At 63.0% G+C, this 22392-nt stretch carries 18 protein-coding genes; 5 read left to right on the top strand and 13 right to left on the bottom strand.

Features of this window, described 5'->3' with window-relative positions; all coding sequences use genetic code 11:
* Nucleotide 1: 1 nt before the first annotated feature.
* Genes AC0L2X_RS19120 through AC0L2X_RS19100 form a run of 5 tightly spaced genes read right to left on the bottom strand, consistent with a single transcriptional unit; the run spans nt 2 to nt 5286 of the window.
* Nucleotides 2-832, bottom strand: a complete 831-nt coding sequence (locus AC0L2X_RS19120; protein ID WP_473560653.1) for a dipeptide ABC transporter ATP-binding protein — start codon at nt 830-832, stop codon at nt 2-4.
* Nucleotides 829-1704, bottom strand: coding sequence for an ABC transporter ATP-binding protein (locus AC0L2X_RS19115; RefSeq protein WP_473560651.1), 876 nt, complete (start codon nt 1702-1704; stop codon nt 829-831). Before AC0L2X_RS19115 ends, AC0L2X_RS19120 begins: the two co-directional genes overlap by 4 nt.
* Nucleotides 1705-1708: 4 nt before the next feature.
* Nucleotides 1709-2626 carry an ABC transporter permease subunit gene (locus tag AC0L2X_RS19110; protein ID WP_023676823.1) on the bottom strand — a complete coding sequence of 306 codons (918 nt, stop codon included), beginning with the start codon at nt 2624-2626 and terminating at the stop codon, nt 1709-1711.
* Between the two features lies 1 nt (nt 2627).
* On the bottom strand, nt 2628-3635 hold the full coding sequence (locus tag AC0L2X_RS19105; protein ID WP_473560649.1) for an ABC transporter permease subunit: 1008 nt from the start codon (nt 3633-3635) through the stop codon (nt 2628-2630).
* 58 nt (nt 3636-3693) lie between these two features.
* Entirely contained in the window at nt 3694-5286 is a 1593-nt protein-coding gene (locus AC0L2X_RS19100) for an ABC transporter substrate-binding protein (RefSeq protein ID WP_473560647.1), read from the bottom strand.
* Between the two features lie 476 nt (nt 5287-5762).
* Between AC0L2X_RS19100 and AC0L2X_RS19095 the strand changes: the two genes are divergently transcribed.
* Nucleotides 5763-7724 carry a long-chain-fatty-acid--CoA ligase gene (locus AC0L2X_RS19095; protein WP_473560645.1) on the top strand — a complete coding sequence of 654 codons (1962 nt, stop codon included), beginning with the start codon at nt 5763-5765 and terminating at the stop codon, nt 7722-7724.
* Between the two features lie 37 nt (nt 7725-7761).
* On the top strand, nt 7762-8466 hold the full coding sequence (locus AC0L2X_RS19090) for a class I SAM-dependent methyltransferase (RefSeq protein WP_473560717.1): 705 nt from the start codon (nt 7762-7764) through the stop codon (nt 8464-8466).
* On the opposite strand, the gene AC0L2X_RS19085 is transcribed toward AC0L2X_RS19090, so the two are convergent.
* Nucleotides 8450-9172, bottom strand: coding sequence for an HAD family hydrolase (locus AC0L2X_RS19085; protein ID WP_473560643.1), 723 nt, complete (start codon nt 9170-9172; stop codon nt 8450-8452). The genes AC0L2X_RS19090 and AC0L2X_RS19085 overlap by 17 nt on opposite strands.
* Nucleotides 9173-9177: 5 nt before the next feature.
* Nucleotides 9178-10821 carry a glucose-6-phosphate isomerase gene (gene pgi, locus AC0L2X_RS19080; RefSeq protein ID WP_473560641.1) on the bottom strand — a complete coding sequence of 548 codons (1644 nt, stop codon included), beginning with the start codon at nt 10819-10821 and terminating at the stop codon, nt 9178-9180.
* A 254-nt stretch (nt 10822-11075) separates the two neighbouring features.
* Between pgi and pdxR the strand changes: the two genes are divergently transcribed.
* Both pdxR and AC0L2X_RS19070 read left to right on the top strand, forming a co-directional pair.
* Complete coding sequence (pdxR, locus tag AC0L2X_RS19075) at nt 11076-12569, top strand: MocR-like pyridoxine biosynthesis transcription factor PdxR (RefSeq protein WP_473600257.1); 1494 nt, start codon at nt 11076-11078, stop codon at nt 12567-12569.
* Between the two features lie 190 nt (nt 12570-12759).
* Complete coding sequence (locus AC0L2X_RS19070) at nt 12760-14349, top strand: trimethylamine methyltransferase family protein (RefSeq protein WP_473560639.1); 1590 nt, start codon at nt 12760-12762, stop codon at nt 14347-14349.
* Between the two features lie 3 nt (nt 14350-14352).
* Here the strand turns inward: AC0L2X_RS19070 and chrA are convergent, their stop codons facing one another.
* The 4 genes from chrA to AC0L2X_RS19050 all read right to left on the bottom strand — a co-directional run bounded on the left by chrA (nt 14353) and on the right by AC0L2X_RS19050 (nt 20070).
* On the bottom strand, nt 14353-15741 hold the full coding sequence (chrA, locus tag AC0L2X_RS19065) for a chromate efflux transporter (protein WP_473560638.1): 1389 nt from the start codon (nt 15739-15741) through the stop codon (nt 14353-14355).
* Nucleotides 15738-16577 (bottom strand): chromate resistance protein ChrB domain-containing protein, encoded by an 840-nt coding sequence (locus AC0L2X_RS19060; RefSeq protein ID WP_473560637.1) that lies wholly within the window; start codon nt 16575-16577, stop codon nt 15738-15740. Before AC0L2X_RS19060 ends, chrA begins: the two co-directional genes overlap by 4 nt.
* 268 nt (nt 16578-16845) lie before the next feature.
* On the bottom strand, nt 16846-18651 hold the full coding sequence (locus tag AC0L2X_RS19055) for an IlvD/Edd family dehydratase (RefSeq protein ID WP_473560636.1): 1806 nt from the start codon (nt 18649-18651) through the stop codon (nt 16846-16848).
* A 234-nt stretch (nt 18652-18885) separates the two neighbouring features.
* On the bottom strand, nt 18886-20070 hold the full coding sequence (locus AC0L2X_RS19050; RefSeq protein ID WP_352488071.1) for an Mrp/NBP35 family ATP-binding protein: 1185 nt from the start codon (nt 20068-20070) through the stop codon (nt 18886-18888).
* 196 nt (nt 20071-20266) lie between these two features.
* Between AC0L2X_RS19050 and AC0L2X_RS19045 the strand changes: the two genes are divergently transcribed.
* The gene (locus AC0L2X_RS19045) at nt 20267-20644 is read left to right on the top strand and encodes a VOC family protein (RefSeq protein ID WP_352448526.1); all 378 of its coding nucleotides are present in this window, start codon (nt 20267-20269) and stop codon (nt 20642-20644) included.
* Between the two features lie 38 nt (nt 20645-20682).
* Here AC0L2X_RS19045 and AC0L2X_RS19040 read toward each other — a convergent pair whose 3' ends face one another.
* Both AC0L2X_RS19040 and AC0L2X_RS19035 read right to left on the bottom strand, forming a co-directional pair.
* Entirely contained in the window at nt 20683-21687 is a 1005-nt protein-coding gene (locus tag AC0L2X_RS19040) for an inorganic phosphate transporter (protein ID WP_352488068.1), read from the bottom strand.
* On the bottom strand, nt 21687-22328 hold the full coding sequence (locus AC0L2X_RS19035; protein WP_254816177.1) for a DUF47 domain-containing protein: 642 nt from the start codon (nt 22326-22328) through the stop codon (nt 21687-21689). The genes AC0L2X_RS19040 and AC0L2X_RS19035 overlap by 1 nt, the downstream gene beginning before the upstream one ends.
* Between the last annotated feature and the right edge of the window lie 64 nt (nt 22329-22392).

Below are 22392 nucleotides of genomic sequence, written 5' to 3'. Positions count from 1 at the left end.
ATCAGGCGGCCTTCTTTTTCGCCAACCTTGCCTTGATGCTGGCAACGTCGGCACGCGGCGTCGCCGCGAACAGCGTCCTGGTGTAGCTGTGCTTGGGGTCGGCGAAGACCTCGTCGCGCGCGCCGTATTCGACCGCTTCGCCGAAATACATCACCATCACGTCGTCAGCGATATAGCGCACCACCGACAGGTCGTGGCTGATGAAAACATAGGTCAGCTGAAACTCGTCCTGCAGGTCGGCGAGCAGGTTCAGCACCTGCGCCTGCACCGACAGGTCAAGCGCCGAGACCGGCTCGTCCAGCACCAGGAGGCTGGGGTTGAGCATCAGCGCGCGGGCGATGGCGATCCGCTGGCGCTGGCCGCCCGAAAACATATGCGGGTAGCGATTATAGTGCTCGGGGCCGAGACCGACCTTCTTCAGCATCTTCATGGCAAGATCGCGCCGCTCGTCAGCCGTGCTGTCGGTGTTGATGAGCAGCGGCTCGCCAAGCACGTCGCCGATCTTCTGGCGTGGATTGAGCGAACCATAGGGGTTCTGGAAGACGATCTGCACCTTGCGACGCATTTCCTTCGACAGGCCGTCCCTGGCGATGTCCACCTTCTTGCCGTCGATGAAAAGCTCGCCGGAGGTCGCCGGATCGATCAGGGTGATGATGCGGGCAAGTGTTGACTTGCCGCAGCCGCTTTCGCCGACGATGGCCAGCGTCTTGCCCTTGTTGACGCTGAACGAAACACCCTTGACCGCATGAACCGTACGGGAAGGGCGGAAAAGCCCGCCGCCGACATGATAGTCGCGCACGATGTTCTTGCCTTCGACTACCGTCACGCTCATGAGGCGGTTCCTCCTGCGGACCGGGCTGCGACTACAGATGGGGCCGGCTCGAACAACATGTCGGAAACAGTAGGCAACCGGTCGCCGACGGCGTTTTCCGGCAGCGCCGACAGGAGCGCGCGCGTGTAGTTGCTCTTGGGGGACTCGAACAGCGACAGCACGTCGGCCTCTTCCATCTTGCGGCCCTTGTACTGGACGATGACACGGTCGGCGGTCTCGGCAACCACCCCCATATTGTGGGTGATCATGATCAGGCCCATGCCATATTTGGCCTGCAGGCCGACCAGCAGATCGAGGATCTGCTTCTGGATGGTGACGTCGAGGGCCGTGGTTGGCTCGTCGGCTATCAAAAGCTTGGGATTGCAGGCGATGGCGATGGCGATCATGACGCGCTGACACTGACCACCCGACATCTGGTGCGGGAAGGAGCCCAGCCGTTCCTCGGGGTCGGCGATGCCGACGAGCTTCATCAGTTCAATGGCGCGCGCCCGGCGCTGGGCGCGGTCCATACCCATGTGGAAGCGCAGCACCTCCTCAATCTGGAAGCCGACGGTAAAGCACGGGTTGAGGCTGGCGACCGGCTCCTGGAAGATCATCGAAATGTCCTTGCCGACGATCTTGCGCCGCTCGGATGGGCCGAGCTTAAGCAGGTCGATGCCGTCGAAGGCCATGCGGTCGGCCCTCACCGTCGCCGTGTTGGGCAAAAGCCCCATCACCGCCAGCATCGCCACCGATTTGCCGGAACCGGATTCGCCGACGATCGCCAGCACCTCGCGCGGTTCGATCGACAGGTCGATGCCTTGTACCGCCATGAATGGTCCGGCGGCGGTGTCGAAGGAAACGGTCAGGCTCTTGATCTCGAGAAGAGGCATTGGATCATGACCTCTTCAGCTTGGGATCGAAGGCATCGCGCAGACCATCGCCGATCAGGTTGATGGCAAGCACAGTGATCAGGATGGCAAGGCCGGGGAAGGTCACCACCCAAGGCGCGCGCAGGATGAACTCGCGCGCCGAGGCCAGCATCGTGCCCCATTCCGGCGTCGGCGGCTGCGCACCGACACCGAGGAAGCCGAGCGCCGCAGCCTCGAGAATAGCGTTGGAGAAGGACAGCGTCGCCTGCACGATCAGCGGTGCCAGGCAGTTCGGCAGGATCGTCCTCACCATCAAGCGAAGATGACCGGCGCCGGCCACCTTGGCGGAGATGACATATTCGCGGTTCTTTTCGGCCATCACAGCGGCGCGGGTGAGGCGTGCGAAATGCGGCTGCAGCACCAGCGCGATCGCCAGCATGGCGTTGAACAGGCCCGGGCCGAGGATCGCCACCAGCACCAGCGCCAGAAGCAGCGACGGGAAGGCCAGGATGATATCCATGATGCGCATGATCAGCGTGTCGACCCAGCCGCGGAAATAGCCGGCGAGCACGCCAAGCACGATGCCGCTGGTGAGTGAGAAGACGACGACCACCAGGCCGATGAACAGCGAAAAACGCGCCCCGAAGATCAACCGTGAAAGCATGTCGCGACCGACGGCGTCGGTGCCGAGCAGGAACATCGATTTGCCGCCTTCCTGCCAGGCAGGAGGTGCCAGCAGCGCATCGCGAAACTGCTCGTCGGGCGAATGTGGGGCGACGAACGGCGCAAAGATCGCCACCAGCACCAGCGCCGAAAACACGACAAGGCCGATTACCGCGCCGGTGTTCATCGAGAAATAGTGCCAGAACTCGGCGAAAGCCCGTTGCCTGCCGCCTGTCGGGATGGAGGCAGCGGTGGCTTCGGCGGCGGATTCGTCGGTCATCTCACTGCACCCGGATGCGCGGATTGATGACGGCGTAGAGCACGTCGACGATCAGGTTCACCGCCATGACGATCAGCGCGATGATCAGCAATCCGCTCTGGACGACGACATAGTCGCGCTTGCCGATGGCGTCGATCATCCATTTGCCGATGCCCGGCCAGGAAAAAATGGTTTCGGTCAAAATGGCGCCCGCCATCAATGTGCCGACCTGCAAGCCAATGGTGGTGACCACCGGGATCAGCGCGTTGCGAAAAGCGTGCAGACCGATGACGCGGCGCGGCGCCAGGCCCTTGGCGCGCGCGGTGCGGACATAGTCCTCGCCCAGCACCTCGAGCATCGCCGAGCGCGTCTGACGCGCTATGACGGCAAGCGGGATCGTCGCCAGCACGATCGACGGCAGGATCAAATGGCTGACGGCGGATTTGAAAGCGCCGCTCCTGCCGGAGATCAGGCTGTCGATGAGCATGAACCCGGTCGTCGGCCTGAAGAAATACTGCAGGCCGATGCGGCCGGAAACCGGCGTCCAGCCGAGATAGCCGGAGAAGAAGATGATGAGCAGCAACCCCCACCAGAAGATCGGCATCGAATAGCCGGTCAGCGCGACACCCATCGTCGCCTGGTCGAACCACGAGCCACGCTTGACCGCGGCGAAGATACCGGCAGGAATGCCGAGCAGGACGGCGATGATCAACGCCACTGTCGCCAGTTCCAGCGTGGCTGGAAACAGCGCCTGGAATTCGCCGAGCACTGGCCGCTTGGTGGCAATGGATATGCCGAAATCGCCGGTCAGGACCCTGCCGATATATTCCAGGTATTGGATGACATAGGGCCGGTTGTAGCCGAACTGCTCGATGAGCCGGGCGTAGCGCTCGGGGCTGACGCCGCGCTCGCCCGCCAGGGCCAGGATAGGATCGCCAGGCAGAAGCCGGACGAAAGCGAACGCCGCCAGCGATATGCCGAACACGGTCGGGATGATCAAAGCGAGCTTGTGGAAGAGATAACGGAGCATCTTGCTTCATAGAACGGCGGCGCGGGAAGTCCAGCGCCGCCGTTCAATTTCTCAGGACTTATTCGGTGACGTCGACGCCGTCAAACCGATGAATGCCGAGCGGGTCCATAACGAAGCCCGACACCTTCTTGTTCATCGGCATGAAGACCTTGGAGTGGGCGATGGTCAGCCACGGAGCCTCACGCTTGAACACCACCTGAGCTTCCTCGTAGATCTTGGTGCGCTCGGCGACGTCGGTCGTCGCCTTGCCCTTCTTCAGCAGATCGTCGAACTCCTTGTTGCACCAGATCGCATAGTTGGACTGGCCGATAGCATCGCAACCGAGCAGGAACAGGAAATTGTCCGGGTCGCCATTGTCACCGGTCCAGCCCAGTTCAAAGGCGCCGTCACGATCCTTGGCCTTGCCGCGCTGGCGGTATTCGGTCCATTCGTAGCTGACGATCTCCGCCTTGACGCCGACGGCGGCATAATCGGCCTGGATCAGTTCGGCCACGCGCTGGGCGTTCGGGTTGTAGGGACGGCTGACCGGCATTGCCCAGATCTTCATCGACAGATCCTTGACGCCTGCATCGGCCAGCATCTTCTTGGCCGCCTCGGGATCATAGGGATCGTCCTTGATGTCCTTGTTGTAGGACCACATGGTCGGCGGAATCGGGTTGACGGCAACCTGGCCGGCGCCCTGATAGACGGCGTCGATGATCGCCTTCTTGTTGACCGCCATGTTGAGGGCCTTGCGGACCTCGACCTTGTCGAAGGGCGGCTGCGTGGTGTTGTAGGCGAGATAGCCGATGTTGAGGCCTTCCTGCTCGTCGACCTTGAGGTTCGCGTCACCCTGCAGTCCGGCAATGTCGGCCGGCGCCGGGTATGACATGATATCGCACTCGCCTGCCTTCAGCTTCTGCGCGCGTACGGCGGGATCGGGTGTAATGGCGAAGATCAGATCGTCGATCTTCTGGCGGCCGCCAAAGTAGCCGTCCCATGCCGCATAGCGCACGACCGCATCGACCTGATAGTCGACGAACTGGAACGGACCAGTGCCGACCGGCTTCTGGGTGAACTGCTGCCTGGTGCCGGCCTTGTCGAGCTGGTCGGCATATTCCTTGGAAACGATCGAGGCGAAATCCATGCCGAGGTCCGGCAGGAACGCGACTTCAGGCTTGTTCAGCACGAATTTCACCGTCAGGTCGTCGACCTTGACGATTTCCTTCAGGAGATCGGGGAAGCCCATGCCGGTGAAATATTCCCAGCCGGTGCCTTCCAGATAGCTGTACCACGGGCTTTCTTTCTTCCACTGGCGTTCGAAGGAAAAGATCACGTCGTCGGCGTTGAGGTCGCGCGTCGGCGTGAAATAATCCGTCGTCTGGAATTTCACACCCGGGCGAAGCTTGAAGGTGTATTCGAGACCGTCGTCGGAAACCGTCCAGCTCTCGGCCAGGCCGGGCGAGATGGTGGTCTTGCCATGCTCGAACTCGACAAGGCGCGAATAGATGGTGCGCGACGAGGCGTCGAAGTCGTTGCCGCCGCTCCATGGCGACGGGTCGAAGCCGGCCGGCGAAGCCTCCGAGCAATAGACCAGTTGTTTTGCATTGGCCATGCCGCCGAGGACGCTTGCAGCCAGCAACGCGGCTGCAAAAGTCAGTTTCTTTTTCATTGAGCACTCCCTGATGTTCTTCCAAGCCCCTCTGTCAGGCTCGCGAAGGCCGCATATAAGCACCGTTTTTCTAGCTTTGGAACTGCTTGTTTGCCTAACCCACGGGAAGCAGAAAAAGAATTCCGGCACGCAGCAAATTGTGGAAAAAACGAGCCGAATCCGCAGATCACGACATTATTAGCGACTTCAATTTTTTGTTGATCTGCGATGCCGCCAATTGGGGGAATCGAGCCGTTCGGTTCAAGAGATGCGCGTCCAAAAACCGGTCGCGGCCGAGAGGTTTGACAGCAAGTCTTGCCGCACTCCAGGTGGGCGAGGCTTGCACGGCCGCCGCGTGTGGCAATACATAGATAGATGGACAGCGTGCTGGATTTCCCAGGTTCCGGACATGGCCGCAAGCGTGGGATACCTTTGTTCGTCAGGGGCGGCGGCGCGCAAGCGTACCGACACAATAAGAACGATTGAGGGAGCGACAGGTGGCAAAACCGGCAAAGACAACCAACGCGGCGAAAGCAAAGGCCGAGGCAACATCGAAAGCGGTCAAGCCAAAAGCGGCCGCCGCCAGGCCGACGGCTACCGCGAAGGCAAGCGCGAAGCCGGCGGCGAAGACCGGGGCTGGAACGGCTGCTAAACCGGCAACCGGCAAGACGGCGTCTGCAGCAAAATCTGCCGCCAAGCCGGCGGCGAAGGCAGTGCCGACAGCGCCACGACCGCCGGCAGGTCCGGCCAAGAGATTACCGAAGGCGATCACCGCACTGGCCGCCGGCCTGCCTGAAAAACCATGGCTCCAGAGTTACCCAAAGATCGTGCCGGCCGAGATTGGCGCCCTGCCCTCCAGCTCGATCGGCGACTTTCTCGTCGCCGTGTGCAAGCAGTTTGCGAATCGGCCGGCCTTCGTCTGCATGGGCAAATCGATCACCTATGCCGACCTCGAGCAACAGTCGGCCGCCTTCGGCGCCTATCTCCAATCAACGGGGCTGCAGAAGGGCGCGCGCGTCGCGCTGATGATGCCGAATGTGCTGCAATATCCGGTGGCGATTATGGCAGTGCTTCGCGCCGGCTATGTCGTGGTCAACATCAATCCGCTCTACACGCCGCGCGAGCTGGAGCACCAGCTCAAGGATTCCGGCGCTCAAGCCATTGTCATCCTCGAAAATTTCGCCTGCACCCTGCAGGCGGTGATCGCCAGGACGGCGGTCAAGCATGTCGTGGTCGCCTCGATGGGCGACATGCTCGGCGGGGTCAAGGGACCAATCGTCAACTTCGTTGTACGCCGCGTCAAGAAGATGGTGCCGGCATGGTCACTGCCCGGCCATGTCAAATTCAACGCCGCATTGAAGGCCGGCTCCGGCGTGACCTTCAAACCCGCCGAGGTCGTGGCCGACGACATCGCCTTCCTGCAATATACGGGCGGCACGACCGGCATCTCCAAGGGCGCGATGCTTTTGCACAGCAACATTTTGGCGAACGTCGCGCAGAACGCGTTATGGGCCGAAGACGCCTTTACCGTCAAACCGAAGCCGGCCCATATGAACTTCCTCTGCGCGCTGCCGCTCTATCACATTTTTGCGCTGACGGCGAACGTGCTGGTAGGCATGCAGCAAGGCGCGCAGAATGTCCTCATCCCCAATCCGCGCGACATTCCCGGCTTCGTCAAGGAGCTGCAGAAATACCCGATCCACATCTTTCCGGGCCTCAACACGCTGTTCAATGCGCTGCTCAACAATGAGGATTTCCGCAAGCTCGATTTCAAGCCGCTGATCCTGACGCTGGGTGGCGGCATGCCGGTGCAGAGGGCCATCGCCGAACGCTGGAAGGCGCTGACCGGCTGCCCGATCAGCGAAGCCTACGGGCTCACCGAGACCTCGCCGGGGGCAACCATCAACAAATTCAGCGACGGCGTTTACACCGGCACGATCGGCCTGCCGCTGCCCTCGACCGAGCTCGCCATCCGCGACGACGACGGCAACAATTTGCCGCTCGGCGAAGTTGGCGAAATCTGCATCCGCGGACCGCAGGTGATGGCCGGCTACTGGAACCGGCCGGACGAGACCGCCAAGGTGATGACCGAGGACGGCTTCTTCAAGTCGGGCGACATGGGCTTCATGGACGAGCGCGGCTACACCAAGATCGTCGACCGCAAGAAGGACATGATCCTTGTTTCCGGCTTCAACGTCTATCCGAACGAACTCGAGGAGGTGGTGGCGCAGCATCCGGGCGTACTCGAAGTGGCGGCGATCGGCGTGCCGGACGAGCATTCGGGTGAAGTGCCGAAGCTGTTCGTCGTCAAAAAGGACCCGGCACTGACCGCCGAGATGCTGACGGCTTATTGCCGCGAGAACCTGACCGGCTACAAACGCCCCAGATATATCGAGTTCCGCACCGAACTGCCGAAGACACCGGTCGGCAAGATCCTGCGCCGGGCGTTGCGGGGCTAGGCGCAGCTTGAGTCATTGCATCGCCGACGCCCACGCCATGGATACAGGTGCGCGTCCGGACCCGGCAGAGTTCATCCGGGCGAACATGCGGATCGCGGCAGTGCCTGCGATTCCCGATATTCGGCTTTACACCGCCCATCCGGGAAGCGGACTCAGGCGGCTTGTCGAGTGGAGCCAACACGCGACCGAAGAAGACGGGCCTGAACCGGAGCCACCGTACTGGGCCTATGTCTGGGCCGGCGGCGCGGTGCTCGCCCGCTACATATTCGACCGGCCGGAGACCGTGGCCGGCCGTCGCGTGCTCGACCTCGGCGCCGGTTCGGGTCTGGTCGGCATCGCAGCGGCAAAAGCCGGCGCCAGCGAGGTCGTCGCGGCCGAGATCGATCGCAATGGTGTGGTTGCGCTCGGCCTCAACGCCGCGGCGAACGGCGTCGTGATCGCGACGATCGGCGAGGACATCACCAACGGTCCGCCGCCACCTGTGGATGTCGTGGTGGTCGGCGACCTGTTTTACGCCCATGATCTTGCGGGCCGGGTCGTTCCCTTCCTCGACCGCTGCCTTGAGGCCGGCATCGCCGTGCTGGTCGGCGATCCGGGCCGCGCCTATCTGCCCCGCTCGCGGCTTCGCCTGCTGGCCGAATACGAGGTGCCGGATGTCGGCGAAGGCAGGAATGCGGCGATGAAGCCGAGCGGCGTGTTCTCGTTCGGACCAGCCAGCTGCGAGTCTAGACCGTCGCGCTGACTCGGGCGGAAAGAAAATCGGGCAGATCGGCAACTGAATCCAGGATGACGTCGGCGATCTGCGACAGCGATTCACGTGTGCCGGTGCCGGACAGCACGCCAATCGCCAGGCCACAGCCGCCGGCCCGCGCCATCTCCAGATCGTGGCGATTGTCGCCGACCATTGCGATCGTCGCCGGCCTGAGCCCTGTCAGGTCCGAGAAGGCAAGGATCGTATCCGGCGCCGGTTTTGGATTGGCCACCGCATCGTAACCATAGGCGGCGTCGAAAAGCTGCGCGACGCCCAGCGTGACCAAGGTCTTTTCCGCACCGCTGGTCGAGTCGTTCGTGGCGACGCCAAGCCGGTAGGATTTTCTGTGAAGCAGGCCAAGCGTCTCGACCACACCCGGCAGCGCCACCGCCATTGCCGATCCCTGCGCCGAAGTGATGGCGTTGAAGCGGGCAACGGCAAGCATCTGGTCCTCGTCGGACAGCCGTGGAAACCACAGCTCGACGACGTCCATGTTGGTACCGGAGGCAAAAATCGAATCCGGCTTGAAGCGCTTGGTGGCGAAGTCGAAGCCCGCCGCCGCAAGCAGCCTGTCTGCTTTCCAGCGATCGCCTTCGGCCGCGTCCATCGCCATGAAATCGGCGATGCCCAGCCATGTCGCATTGAAATCTACGAGCGTGCCGTCCTTGTCGAACAATATTCCCTTGATGTCCGCCAAGCTTTTCACTCCGGGCCGCGCAAGCGGTGAATGTATTCCACCAGTCCGGCAGTCGAGGCATCTCGCTTTGCGGCGTTCTCCTTGCCTTCAACGACGGGCAGCAGCCCGGTCGCCAGTTCCTTGCCAAGCTCGACGCCCCACTGGTCGAAGGAGTTGATGTTGAACAGCGTGCCTTCGACGAAGACGCGGTGCTCGTAGAGTGCAATCAGCCGTCCGAACGTGTGGGGGTCGAGTTTCCTGTAGAGGATCGTCACCGAGGGGCGGTCGCCGGAGAAGACGCGGTGCGGAGCAATCCTGTCGACATCGGCCGGCTTCATGCCTTTCGCCAGCATCTGCGCGCGGGCTTCCTCAAGCGTGCGGCCCTTCATGAAGGCTTCCGACTGCGCCAGGCAATTGGCGAGCAGAAGGTCGTGGTGATGCTTCAGTTCCGGCTCGTGGCCCACGGCAGCGGCAAGGAATTCGACCGGAATGAAATCGGTGCCCTGATGCAGAAGCTGGAAGAAGGCATGCTGGCCATTGGTGCCGGGCTCGCCCCAGACCAGCGGGCCGGTCGGCGTCGTTACAGCGCCGCCGTCCAGGGTGACGCTCTTGCCATTCGATTCCATGTCGAGCTGCTGCAGATAGGCCGGCAGCCTGGACAGACGCTGATCGTAGGGGATGACGGCGCGAGCGGGGTATTTGCAGACCACCCGGTGCCACCAGCCGATCAGCCCCATCAGCGCCGGCAGGTTCTTTGGCAGCGGCGCGGTGCGGAAATGCTCGTCCATCTCATGGGCGCCGTCGAGAAAGGCGCGAAAATTCCGCGGGCCGACGGCAATCATCACCGGCAGGCCGATCGCGCCCCAGACGGAATAGCGGCCGCCGACCCAGTCCCAGAAGCCGAAGACGCGATCGGGCGCGATGCCGAATTTGGCGACCAGGTCGAGCGCCGTCGAGACGGCGGCGAAATGCTTGCCGACCGCTTCCTTGCCGAGCGCCTTCTCGACCCATCCGCGCGCCGTCTCGGCATTGGTCATCGTCTCGACCGTGGTGAAGGTCTTGGAGGCGATGATGAACAGGGTGGTTTCGGCGGAAAGACCCTTCAGCGTGTCATGGATGTGGGCACCGTCGATATTGGACACGTAATGCGCGCGCGGCCCGTCGTGATAGGGCGCCAGCGCCAGCGTCGCCATGGCCGGGCCAAGATCGGAGCCGCCGATGCCGATGTTGACGATGTCGGTGATCTTCTTGCCGGTCGCGCCGGCCGCCTTGCCGGAACGCACCGCGTCCGCGAAGGCACCCATCGCGTCGAGTACGGCAAGGACTTCCACCTTCACGTCCTGGCCGTCGAGCACGATGCCCTTGCCGGTCAGGTTGCGCAGCGCCGTGTGCAGCACGGCGCGGCCTTCGGTGACGTTGATCTTCTTGCCAGCAAACATCGCATCGCGCCGGCCTTCGAGGTCGGCGGCCTCAGCCAGCTTCTCCAGCAACTCCATCGTCCGCGCATCGACCGCGCATTTCGACCAGTCGAGCAGCAGGTCGCCGTCGCTGGCGGAGAATTTCTCGAAGCGCTGCGGATCGGCGGCGAAAGCCTCGCGCATCGAGCCCGATTTGGCCGCACGATGATCGCGCAATGCGTCGAGCTGCTTTTGAAAGGACGGTTGATCCACTGCCTCGCTCCGGTTCTTGAGGTGCATCTTATCAGGCCGGATGTTTCCGGCGCGTGTCGTCGCGGCAAACTATCGGGTCGAATTCCATCTGTTTCAATGCGCAGCGATGCCGCAGCGCAGCGTGGGCCGGCGCAAAGGATCACTGGCATAAATCCCAGCGATCAGAAAAATTGATTGGCGCAACACCTTGTGCCACCGGTACATTCGACTGGTCCAGCCAAGTGAAAAAAGCTGGCCATCGAGGAACATCTCCCATGCCACAGCGAAACGACACGGCCATATGGTCCGGCCTGTTCCGGATTTCGGCGGAATCCGGTCAGACCCTGCAGGCGCAGATCCGTCAGGCGATCGTCGCCGCCATCCTCGACCGGCAGATCGCGGCTTCCATGCCGCTTCCGTCCTGCCGGATTCTTGCCGAAAAACTCGGCGTAGCGCGCGGCACCGTGGTGCTGGCCTTCCAGCAGCTGGTCGACCAGGGCTTCCTGGTGGCGCGCGAGCGCCGCGGCCATTTTGTCAATCCCGAAGTGCTGGCGACGCCAGCCAAACCGCACCAGAAGGCGCCCGACCAGGCCAATGAGATCGACTGGAAGGCGCGCCGGCAGATCGCGGCGAGCGACATGCCACCGCCGGCCAAGCACGACAACTGGATCAAGTCGTCCTACCCCTTCGTCTACGGCCAGTTCGACCCGGCGCTGTTCCCGACCGCCGAATGGCGCGAGTGCAACCGCATGGCGCTGGCGGTGCTCGAAATCCGCAACTGGGCGTCTGACATGGTCGACCGCGACGATCCGCTCCTGATCGAGCAGATCCAGGCACGGCTGCTGCCGCGACGCGGCATCTTCGCTAATCCGGACGAGATCATCGTGACGCTGGGCGCGCAGAACGCGCTTTACATGCTGGCGACGCTGTTGATGACCAAGGGCTCCAAGCTGGCGATGGAGGACCCGGGCTATCCCGATGCGCGTTCGATCTTCCGGCTGGCCGGCGCCGAGATCCAGCCGGTTCCGGTCGACCACTCCGGCATCGTAACCTCGGCCATTCCCAATGATTCCGGCTTCGTCTTCGTCACGCCCAGCCATCATTGCCCGACCATGGTGCCGCTGTCGGCAGAGCGTCGGCAGGATCTTTTGGCGCGTGCCAACCGGCACAACCAGATCATCATCGAGGACGGCTATGACAGCCAACTCCTGGACGAGGCGCCGCAGCAGGCGCTGAAGAGCCTCGATCGCTCCGGCCGCGTCGTCTATGTCGGCTCGATGTCGAAGACGCTGGCTCCCGGCCTCAGGCTCGGTTACATCGTCGCCTCGGCCGGGCTGATCTCCGAGCTTCGGGCGCTGCGCCGCTTCATGCTGCGCCATCCGCCGGCGAACAACCAGCGCGCCGTCGCGTTGTTCCTGTCGCTCGGCCATCACGAAGCGCTGGTGCGGCGGCTGTCGAGTGCCTTCGACGAGAGGCGCAAGCGTCTGGTCCATGCGATTTCCGCCTTCCTGCCGGAATGGCGCTCGACCGATTCGGCCGGCGGTACGTCGCTCTGGCTCGAGGGGCCGCGCGGCACCGATTCGCGCGGACTGGCGGAGGCCGCAGCCTCGCGCAGCGTCATCATCGAGCCTGGCGACCGCTTCTTCGACCGCACTGAAAAACCATCGCGTTTCATGCGCTTGGGCATTTCCTCGATCGCTTTGCAGCACATCGAACCCGGCATCCGCGAACTGGCGACGGCAGCTGGGCGCAGGCCGGCAGCGGCCTGATCTCCCTTCCCCGATCGGAGCCGGCGCATGTTGTGCGGCTCCGGTTCTTTAGCACCTTGGCATATGCGACGGGACCGGCTGGCACATAGGCTGTGCCAATGCCGGCGGCATAGTCGGCGTATAGGGGACGAAGCAGGCAGATGGTGGACCAACCGCCGCGCCCGCTCCGCAGCTAAGTTGGAGTGCCTTCATGCCAGTGGCCCATGAGAAGCAGGACGTGTCCGCAGACCAGCGTTCGCGGCGGTCCGGCGGGCGCGAGGCGCGCCGCGCCATGCGGGCGGCACCGCTCGCCGACGACGTGAAGCCGGTGCGCGCCGGCCTCGAAGGCGGGAGCTACAGCCCGCTCAGCGGCAATGATTGCGAACGTATCCACGAGGCCGTGCTTACCCTTCTGGAGACGGTCGGCTTCGCCAACGCCATCCCCTCCTGCATCGAGGCGCTGACCAAGGCCGGCGCGACCTTCAGTGAGGACGGCCGCCTGCGCTTTCCTCGCGGCCTTGTGCTCGACACCATCAAGAAAGCGGCGCGCCATTTCACCCTCCACGGCCAGGATCCGAAGCACGACATGGTGATCCAGGGCAAGCGTGTGCATTACGGCACAGCTGGTGCTGCGGTGCATCTCGTCGATGTCGAAAAGCGTGAGTATCGCGAGTCGCTGCTGCAGGATATTTACGATGCCGCGCGCCTGGTCGAAGGGCTCGACAACATCCATTTCTTCCAGCGGCCGATGGTGCCGCGCGACATTCCCGACCCGCTCGATATGGATTTCAACACGCTCTACGCCTGCGTCATGGGCACGTCGAAGCATGTCGGCACCTCGTTTACCGTGCGTGAGAACGTCAAGCCGGCGCTCGACATGCTCTATGCGATCGCGGGCGGCGAAGAGAATTTTCGCGCGCGGCCTTTCGTCTCCAATTCCAACTGCTTCGTCGTGCCGCCGATGAAGTTCGCCGAGGACGCCTGTGGCGTGCTCGAGGCCTGCGTCGAGGGCGGCATCCCGATCCTGCTGCTGTCGGCAGGCCAGGCGGGTGCGACGGCACCGGCGGCGATTGCCGGCGCCGTCGTGCAGGCGGTCGCCGAAGTGCTCGTCGGCCTCATCTATGTCAACGCCATCAAGCCAGGCCATCCGGCGATTTTCGGTACCTGGCCGTTTGTCTCGGATCTCCGGACCGGCGCCATGTCGGGCGGTTCGGCCGAGCAGGCGGTGCTGACCGCGGCCTGCGCGCAGATGGCGCAATTTTACGACCTGCCGGGCGGTTCGGCCGCCGGCATGACAGATTCGAAACTGCCTGACATTCAGTCCGGCTACGAAAAGGGCATAACCGACGTGATGGCCGGTCTTGCCGGCCTCAACCTGGTCTATGAATCGGCCGGCATGCACGCCTCGCTGCTCGGCTTTTGCCTTGAGAGCCTGATCATCGACAACGACATGCTCGGCCACTGCCTGCGCTGCGTGCGCGGCATCGAAGTGACGGACGAATCGCTGTCGATCGACACCATTGCCGATGTCTGCCTGAAGGGCCCGGGCCATTATCTCGGCAACGAGCAGACGCTGCGGCTGATGCAGACCGAATATTTCTATCCGGCCGTCGGCGACCGCTTTTCGCCGAAGGAATGGAATGAGAAAGGCAGGCCCGATATCCTGCAGCGGGCGATCATCGAGAAGAAACGCGTGCTTGCCGAACGCTTCCCGCGCCATGTGCCGAAGCCGGTCGACGACAAATTGCGCGCCCGCTTCGGCGATATGATCAAGCTGCCGCGCGGCAGAATGGGCGGCTGAGCGTTACCCACTTACCGCCAGCAACAAGACACCGGCCAGCGCCGATCCGGCGAGCGTCGGCAGCATACCGATCTTCAGCTTCAGAATGGCGATCATCGAGGCACAGGAAAGCAGCGCCGCGCGCCAGTCTATCGATGAAAGCACCGGCACGTCCATTCCAAGCCCGACATTGCGCACTTCGCCGAAGATGACGTGCAAGCCGAACCATAGAGCGAGATTCATGATGACGCCGACGACGGCGGCGGTGATTGCGCCGAGCGCCGCCGACAGCGCCTTGTTGCCGCGCAGCGCTTCGATGTAGGGCGCGCCAAGGAATATCCACAAGAAGCACGGCGCAAATGTCGCCCACAATGTGAGCAATGCCCCAAGCGCGCCGGCGAGCAGCGGAGCAAGCGCGCCGGAGTGGCGGAAGGCGGCAACGTAACCGACGAACTGCAAGACCAGGATCAACGGGCCGGGCGTGGTTTCGGCAAGCCCAAGGCCGTCGACCATTTCACCGGGTGCGAGCCAGCCGAAGGACTCGACCGCTGCCTGCGCGACATAGGCAAGCACGGCGTAGGCGCCGCCAAAGGTGACGACCGCCATGACACTGAAGAAGCCACCGATTTGCGTCCAAACGCTGGCAGGACCGGTGACAGCCCAGACCAGCAGAACAGGCCCCAGCCAGATCGGCAGCCAGATCGCCAAAGTGCGCGGCGCATGCCATCGCGTCGGCCTGACGTGGGTCAGTTCACCGCGCTCGAACATCAGATCGACCGCGCCCTTGATGTCGGGAACATCGCCCTTGCCCTGCGATGCCCCTGAAAAAAATGCCGGCGCACTACGGTTGCCGATCCAGCCTGCCAGGCCGGCAAGCAGGACGATCAGCGGAAACGGTACGTTCAACGCGTAGATAGCGATGAAGGCGGCGAGTGCGATCGACACCATGACGGGGTTCTTCAGCGCGCGTCTGCCGATCCGGATCACCGCCTCGATGACGATGGCGAGCACCGTTGCCTTGACCCCGAAAAACAGCGCCGCGACGAGTGGTAGATCGCCATAGAGCGCATAGAGGCTGCTGAGGACGAGCATGACAAGCGCGCCCGGCACGACGAAGAGAATGCCGGCAACAAGGCCGCCGACCGTCTTGTGCAGCAGCCAGCCGATATAGATGGCGAGTTGCTGGGCCTCGGGGCCAGGCAGCAGCATGCAGTAGTTCAACGCATGCAGGAAGCGCTGTTCGCCGATCCAGCGCCGTTCCTCGACCAGTTCCTTGTGCATGAGCGCGATCTGCCCGGCCGGGCCGCCAAAGCTGAGCACGCCGATTTTCGCCCAGACCTTCACGGCCTCCCGGAAGCTCGGCACAGCGGGCTCCCGGATCTCCGCCGGCTTTTTCGAAAGGACGGCGCTCACGATGGTTTGCCTGCGCCGAGACTGACTGCGCCGGCCGCCGGCCAGTTATGCGTCTCCTCGGTGGCATCGCGGCACCAGCGGAAGAACGCATCGTAAAGCAGCATGCCGGCCTCGAGCTGCTCCAGATCGTCGCGAAACATCCGCGACAGGCCAAGCGAGGCGGCCAGGAACCCGGCCGCCTGCGGAACAAGATCGAGGCTGGCAGTATCGGCAGCGCGTATGATCGTGGCCAGGCGATCGAGCGCTTCGGATCTAAGCCCGAACTCCTCGATCATGGTGTCGAAAGTGCAGCGTTCTCCGCGGTGGCTCCAGAACACGTTCTCGATGTCGAAAGGCACGGCCTGAAAGCGATCGGCGACGGCCGCCACTTCGGCCGGCTCGACGAAGAGAAAGACCGCGTGAGGATCGATGAAGCGCCGGATCAGCCAGGGGCAAGCGATGCGGTCGACCTTCGGGCGCGTACGCGTTACCCAAACGGTGCGGCCCTTGGCATCGACGGGCGGCATCTTGTCGGCGTAAACGAGAAGGCCCTTGGCATCGCGCCATGCTTCAAACCCGCCGTCGAGCGACTCGGCGGCAATGCCCTCGTACCGCAGCCACGCGACTACGCCTTGCGAGAGCTTTTTTCCCTGCTGGCAGACGACTGTCACTTGCCTGCCGGTGAAGTCGGCAGCCCAGTTCGAGACAGTCCTGAAATCACGACGATCCGACCCCGGCAGCAGGCGCGGATCGTCGTTGTAGTCATCATCGATGCGGACGTCGATGATTGCGGGTGCACCCGGCAGCCCAATCAGACGGGACAGTTGCGACACGGTGATAGCGGTTGTTGACGGCATGGCGTCCACCTCCTTGAATGAGAAGCTTGGACGCGAACGTTGGGCTGACGCCTCACGGGGTCGTCGCGATGCACCCCTTGCGATGATCGTGGATTTGTCACGCCCGCTTGTCAAGCATTCCCGTTCTCGCGGGCGCAATCGCTTTTGACAAATGACCGCGTCCAACCCTGTGCCGGGCATTTCTCCCCGTTAGCGGGCTGTTAACGGGGAGAAATGAGGTGACCACAACATTGGCGACCTGACGGCCGCCTCATGCGACGGATCCTGGTCAGTGATTGTCCCTCGGTACGCCGCTCGTATGAGCCACATCCTGGTATTTCACCGCCGGCTTCAGCACCATGCCTTCGGAAAACTGGTCGACCATGCCGCGCTGGATTTCCTGCCAGGGCGTCTGATGCTTCGGATAGTGATAGCCGCCCTTGTTTTGCAGCTGGGCGCGGCGCCGCGTGATCTCGTCGTCGCTGACGAGGATGTCGGCGGTACCCTTGCGCAGGTCGATGCGGACGCGGTCGCCGGTCTTCAGCAGCGCCAGGCCGCCGCCGATGGCGGCTTCCGGCGAGGCGTTGAGGATCGATGGCGAGCCCGACGTGCCCGACTGGCGACCGTCGCCGATGCAGGCCAGCGCGTGGATGCCCTTTTTGATCAGATAGGCAGGCGGCTGCATGTTGACGACTTCGGCGCCGCCGGGATAGCCGATCGGGCCGGCGCCGCGCATGAACAGGATGGTGTGCTCGTCGATGCCCTGTGCCGGGTCGTCGATGCGGGCGTGATAGTCCTCGGGACCGTCGAAGACCATGGCGTTGCCCTCGAACGCTTCGGGGTCCTTCGGGTTCGACAGATAGCGCTCGCGGAATTCGGGCGAGATGCCGCTAGTCTTCATGATCGCCGAATCGAACAGATTGCCCTTGAGGTTGATGAAGCCGGCATTGGCTTTCAGCGGCTCGGCAACCGTGCGGATGACGTCGAGGTTCTCGTTGACGGCGCCGCTGCAATTGTCGCCGATGGTCTTGCCGTTAGCGGTCATGGCTTCCGGATAGGGCAGCAGGCCGCCCTTCATCAGTTCGGCGACCACGGCCGGCACACCGCCGGCATGGTGATAGTCCTCGCCAAGATATTCGCCCGTCGGCTGCAGATTGACGATGAGCGGTATGTTGAGGCCGACCTTCTGCCAATCGTCATTGTCGAGCGGTACGCCGAGATGGCGGGCGATGGCGTTGAGGTGGATCGGCGCATTGGTCGAGCCGCCGATCGCCGAGTTGACGACGATGGCGTTCTCGAAGGCCTTACGGGTCATGATGTCGGAGGGCTTCAAATCCTCATGCACCATGTCGACGATGCGCTTTCCGGTCTCGTAGGCGATCTGGCCGCGTTCGCGATAGGGGGCGGGGATAGCGGCCGAGCCCGGCAATTGCATGCCGAGCGCCTCGGCCAGCGAATTCATCGTGGTTGCGGTGCCCATCGTGTTGCAATAGCCGGTCGACGGCGCCGAGGAGGCGACGATATCCATGAACTCGTCATAGCCAATCTCGCCGGCCGACAGGCGCTGGCGCGATTCCCAGACGATAGTGCCGGAGCCGGTGCGCTTGCCCTTGTGCCAGCCGTTGAGCATCGGGCCGACCGAAAGCGCGATAGCCGGAATGTTGACGGTGGCCGCGGCCATCAGCATGGCCGGCGTCGTCTTGTCGCAGCCGATGGTGAGCACCACGCCGTCGAGCGGATAGCCGTAGAGCACCTCCACCAGGCTGAGATAGGCAAGGTTGCGATCAAGTGCAGCAGTCGGCCGCTTGCCGGTCTCCTGGATCGGGTGGCAAGGGAACTCGAAAGGAATGCCACCCACCGAGACGATGCCTTCGCGCACGCGCTTGGCCAGTTCGATGTGATGGCGGTTGCAGGGCGACAGGTCCGAGCCGGTCTGGGCGATGCCGATCAGCGGCTTGCCGGACATCAGTTCGGCCCGCGTCAGCCCGTAATTCAGGTAACGTTCCAGATAGAGTGCCGTCATGCCCGGATTGTCGGGATTGTCGAACCACTCCTGCGAGCGAAATTTTTTCTTGTGGGTGGGGGCGCCTGCCATCGTGGTCTCCGTATTTGTATGACAAATCGATATGACAACGCGCGGGAGCAGGCAAGGGGCACGCGCCATCCGAATCCGCTCTTTGGTACGAAAGACATACATCTGCCTCCGCGCTAGACGGGATCGTGGTTTGTCAGCCCGCCATCCGGAAAAGTCGGAGCGCGTCGCCACGGACCTCACCCCGCCCTTCCGGCCACCCTACCCCTCAGGTCCACTTGGGGGAGGACATCCGTATCACTCGAATACGATGCTCGGCACCGCAGCCTCGGCCGCGCCGCGCTCTTCATTGACGCGGTCCCAGACCTTGGCGGCGATGTCGCGGTAGATTTTCGCCTCGGCGCCATCGGGTTTCGAGACCACCACCGGCGTGCCGGCATCGGAGCTTTCGCGGATGCCCATCTCGAGCGGCACTTCGCCAAGGAAGGTGACGCCGAGACGCTCGGCCTCGCGGCGCGCGCCGCCATGGCCGAAGATGTCGTAGCGTTTTCCCGTATCGGGGGCGAGAAAATAGCTCATGTTTTCGACTATACCCAATAGCGGCACGTCGACCTTTCTGAACATGTTGAGGCCTTTGCGCGCATCGATCAGGGCCAGGTCCTGCGGCGTCGAGACAATGACGGCGCCAGCCAGCGGCACCTGTTGGGCCATGGTCAGCTGGGCGTCGCCGGTGCCGGGCGGCATGTCGACGACGAGCACATCAAGCGGTCCCCATTCGACCTCGCGCAGCATCTGCGTCAATGCCGACATCACCATCGGCCCGCGCCAGATCATCGGCGTCTCCTCATCGACGAGGAAGCCCATCGACATGACCTTGAGGCCATAGTTCTGCATCGGCTTCAGGATCTTGCCGTCGACGGTCTGCGGCCTGCCACGAATGTTGAGCAGACGCGGCATGGAAGGGCCATAAATATCGGCATCGAGCACACCGACCCGCAGCCCGTTGGCGGCAAGCCCAAGGGCGATATTGACGGCGGTGGTCGACTTGCCGACGCCGCCCTTGCCGGAAGCGACGGCGATGATCGCCTCGATGCCGGGTACGCCGCGCTTGCCGTGGCTGTGCGAGGCGGGCGCCTGCGGCGCGGGACGCGCAGGTGCGGCCGGCGGAGCGGGCCTCTGAGCCGGTCTTTGCGGAACCGGCGCCTCCATGCCACCGCCCTTCTTTTCAGCCGTCAGCGCGACCACGGCGCCGGCAACACCGGGAATCGCCTTGACGACGCGCTCGGCCGCCGCACGCAGCGGTTCCATCTCCTGGGCACGGGCAGCGGGAACGGTGATCGAAAAGAACACCTTGGCATCGGCAATGAAAATCTCGGAAACCAGGCCGAGGTCGACGATATTGCCGGTGAAATCCGGCCCATTGACCGTCTTCAGGCGCTCGATAACGATTTCCTTGGTCACGTTTTCATTAGCGGCGGGCATGAGTTCTTTCCTCTACTTTTCCGCTCCAGATAATGCAGTTCCGGAACAGAACCAAGCAATGGACCAACAGTTGCAGCAGCGTATCAGGGAGGCGGCGACCATATGACGGCATTTCCAGTGGGAGTGGCCGTCGCCAAATCGTCAACGCAGCCTATTTCAATGGACAGGGAATGACCGCCAGGGAAGGAGACGAACCATGCTCGCAAACAGCAACGCAACGGCCAATCTCGCTGTGAAGGACCTGGCCAAGGCCAGGGCTTTCTACGAAGGGGTGCTCGGCCTGAAAGAGGTGCACAATGAAGGTGGCGAACTGATCGTCTATAAAAGCGGCGATACCAGCATCAACGTCTACCGTTCGAACTTCGCTGGAACCAACAAGGCGACAGCTGTGACCTGGACGGTCGGCGATGAACTCGGCAAGATCGTTGAGGCATTGAAATCGAAGGGCGTGACCTTCGAGCATTACGACATGCCAGGCCTGACGCTGGAGGGTGACGTTCATGTCGGTCAGGGCATGAAGGTCGCATGGTTCAAGGATCCGGACGGCAACATCCTGAACCTTGTGGATAGGTAGATACGGCGCATCGCCTGCCGCGCAGTGCTACGGTGCTGTCACCTTGCCAGGCCGAGCGCAAGGTAGGTGAGAGCCGCGATCGCCGCGGTTGCCGGCAGGGTGACGATCCATGCCACCACGATGTTGCCGGCAATGCCCCAGCGAACGGCGGAGACGCGGCGGGCGGCGCCGACGCCGATGATGGCGCCGGTGATCGTATGGGTAGTCGATACCGGAATACCGAGCCAGGTGGCGGCAAACAGCGTGATCGCTCCGCCGGTCTCGGCGCAGAAACCCTGCATCGGGTTCAGCCGGGTGATCTTCGAGCCCATTGTGTGGACGATACGCCAGCCGCCGAGCAACGTGCCCAGCGCCAGCGCCGACTGACAGGTGATGACGACCCACAGCGGCACGTAAAAATGCGCGCCGAGCATGCCTTGCGAATAGAGCAGCACGGCGATGATGCCCATGGTCTTCTGCGCGTCGTTGCCGCCATGGCCGAGCGAATAGAGCGAGGCGGAAAAGAACTGCATGACGCGGAAGGTGCTGTCGACGGCGAATGGTGTCTGCCGCAGGAACAGCCAGGAGACCGCGAGGATCAAGACGAGCGCCAGCAGAAAGCCTGCCGCCGGCGATAGCACGATGGCCGCCGTGGTCTTGCCCAACCCGGCCCAGACGATGGCGCCGGTGCCTGCCTTGGCAACGCCGGCGCCGACCAAACCGCCGATCAGCGCGTGCGAGCTGCTGGACGGGATGCCGACGAGCCAGGTGACGATATTCCAGACGATGGCGCCGACAAGTGCTGCGAAGATCACTGCCGGCGTGACGATGCTGGCGTCGATGATGCCGGTTCCCAGCGTCTCCGCCACGTGAAGACCGAAGAACATGAAGGCGATGAAATTGAAGAAAGCCGCCCAGAACACCGCATAATGCGGCCGCAGCACCCGGGTGGAGACGATGGTGGCGATCGAGTTGGCGGCATCATGCAGGCCGTTGAGGAAATCGAAGAACAGCGCGACGACGACAAGGCCGACCAGCACGGGAAAGGCTATTGCGGCTTCCACTATACGTTCTCGATGACGATGCCGCTGATTTCGTTGGCGACGTCCTCGAAGCGGTCGACCACCTTTTCCAGTTGGCCGTAAATCTCGCTGCCGATCAGATAGGCCATCGGGTCGCTGCGGCCGTGCCGCTTGAACAGGTCCTTCAGGCCTTGCTCGTGCAGGTCATCGGCCCGGCCTTCGGCGCGCATGACTTCCTCGGCGATGGCATTGAGGCGCACCGTATGCGCCCCGACCTTGCCGAGCAGCGGGATCGCCTCGGCCACCAACTTGGCGGCCTCGACGATGACGCCCCCCATTTCCTGCATCAGCGGGTCGAATTCCTTCTTTTCGAACAGCCTTACCGTCTTGACGGTCTTGTGCATCATGTCGATGGCATCATCCATCGACTGGATCAGGTCCTTGATGTCGCCGCGATCGAAGGGCGTGATAAAGGAGCGGCGCACGGCCAGCAGCACTTCCGCCGTGATCTGGTCGGCTTCGTCCTCGAGATCGATGATCGTCTGACACCAGCGGTCGATGTCGTTGCCCTGCAAAAGCTGCTGCAGTGCCTCGGCGCCGCCGACCACGGTGCGGGAATGCCGCTCGAACAGGTCGAAGAAGCGATCTTCGCGCGGCAAAAGCTTGCGGAACCAGCCCAGCATGTTCGGTCTCCCGTCGTGTCCAGTCCACGACCCGTCTCATCCACATAGCGCCGCATTCCATCGC

This window comes from Mesorhizobium sp. WSM4828 (genome assembly GCF_055811175.1).
Note: the sequence above shows the minus strand (reverse complement) of the source record. Positions and strands in the feature narration are given on the sequence as shown.

What these genes read in the sequence shown, in the direction of transcription:
- pdxR (WP_473600257.1), top strand. Translation starts at nt 11,076, where the DNA reads ATGCCACAGCGAAACGACACGGCCATATGGTCCGGCCTGTTCCGGATT.
- AC0L2X_RS19070 (WP_473560639.1), top strand. Translation starts at nt 12,760, where the DNA reads ATGCCAGTGGCCCATGAGAAGCAGGACGTGTCCGCAGACCAGCGTTCG.
- AC0L2X_RS19060 (WP_473560637.1), bottom strand. Translation starts at nt 16,577, where the DNA reads ATGCCGTCAACAACCGCTATCACCGTGTCGCAACTGTCCCGTCTGATT.
- AC0L2X_RS19035 (WP_254816177.1), bottom strand. Translation starts at nt 22,328, where the DNA reads ATGCTGGGCTGGTTCCGCAAGCTTTTGCCGCGCGAAGATCGCTTCTTC.
- AC0L2X_RS19055 (WP_473560636.1), bottom strand. Translation starts at nt 18,651, where the DNA reads ATGGCAGGCGCCCCCACCCACAAGAAAAAATTTCGCTCGCAGGAGTGG.
- AC0L2X_RS19105 (WP_473560649.1), bottom strand. Translation starts at nt 3,635, where the DNA reads ATGCTCCGTTATCTCTTCCACAAGCTCGCTTTGATCATCCCGACCGTG.
- AC0L2X_RS19120 (WP_473560653.1), bottom strand. Translation starts at nt 832, where the DNA reads ATGAGCGTGACGGTAGTCGAAGGCAAGAACATCGTGCGCGACTATCAT.
- AC0L2X_RS19100 (WP_473560647.1), bottom strand. Translation starts at nt 5,286, where the DNA reads ATGAAAAAGAAACTGACTTTTGCAGCCGCGTTGCTGGCTGCAAGCGTC.
- AC0L2X_RS19045 (WP_352448526.1), top strand. Translation starts at nt 20,267, where the DNA reads ATGCTCGCAAACAGCAACGCAACGGCCAATCTCGCTGTGAAGGACCTG.
- AC0L2X_RS19090 (WP_473560717.1), top strand. Translation starts at nt 7,762, where the DNA reads ATGGATACAGGTGCGCGTCCGGACCCGGCAGAGTTCATCCGGGCGAAC.
- AC0L2X_RS19110 (WP_023676823.1), bottom strand. Translation starts at nt 2,626, where the DNA reads ATGACCGACGAATCCGCCGCCGAAGCCACCGCTGCCTCCATCCCGACA.
- AC0L2X_RS19050 (WP_352488071.1), bottom strand. Translation starts at nt 20,070, where the DNA reads ATGCCCGCCGCTAATGAAAACGTGACCAAGGAAATCGTTATCGAGCGC.
- AC0L2X_RS19115 (WP_473560651.1), bottom strand. Translation starts at nt 1,704, where the DNA reads ATGCCTCTTCTCGAGATCAAGAGCCTGACCGTTTCCTTCGACACCGCC.